This is a genomic window from Gluconacetobacter aggeris, assembly GCF_014174395.1.
In the GTDB taxonomy this organism is placed as follows: Bacteria; Pseudomonadota; Alphaproteobacteria; order Acetobacterales; family Acetobacteraceae; genus Gluconacetobacter; species Gluconacetobacter aggeris.
This window is the reverse complement of the sequence record NZ_JABEQD010000059.1, coordinates 1-718: the sequence shown is the minus strand read 5'-3', so window position 1 is coordinate 718 and position 718 is coordinate 1. Positions and strand designations below refer to the sequence as shown.

Here is a 718-nt window from a genome sequence, read left to right as displayed (position 1 = left end):
GCGCACAAAAGACGGTGCCACTCGAGCTGGAGGCTTTACAATCGGGCTATTGGGGGATCTGGCAAAGGCCATCCTCAAAGGCGAGATCGTCAAGCACACAGGGTTGCCATTCGCCTAGAAGTACGACTGCCACCACTGCCGTCCCGGCGCCGCTTCGCCCTTGGTCCAACCGGCTCAACCTGCGTTCTGCTGATCGGGCTAGCGAGTGGCAGCGTTCAGTCTCGCCCCAGCCAGGAAGAGTGAGCATGGACGAATTTGAGAAACCGTTGACCCTTCAGGAGGTGCTGGAGCGCCTGAAGGGACTGATCGGCCGCACAAAGCTGCTTTCCCACCTCTCCGCATATCCAACATACAACGGAGAGCCTACACATCGCCGCTGGGGTAGCAGGATCATCTTTTATCGTGATGACTACCAACGCTTGCTTGCGAGCCTAGAGCGCCCCTCAGCGTCGCTATCCAAGAGGGAGAGGATCACGCATGCGCCCCCGCTTCCATCGGCGGAAAAGGCATACTTAAGAGCAATGAAGCTGTTGGCCAAAAAAAATACCAAGGCACGAAGGCCGACAAAAAGGTAATTCCCTCGAGAATAAAACGATTTTGGAGTGCCTGAGTGACTAAAACAGACCCCGCTTTGGAATGGTTCCAAGGTGTCGTGGAACCCACAGTTGCCGAGTTCTTGGCCGATCCTGACAACAAGAGGCGCGGATGCTTGGCTGCG

1 protein-coding gene is annotated in these 718 nt (G+C 56.3%); it reads right to left on the bottom strand.

Going from position 1 to position 718, the window contains the following annotated elements; genetic code table 11:
* Positions 1 to 471: 471 nt before the first annotated feature.
* Positions 472 to 718, bottom strand: a 247-nt coding sequence (locus HLH36_RS19640; RefSeq protein ID WP_220792937.1) for a hypothetical protein, incomplete at its 5' end; no start/stop codon positions are given.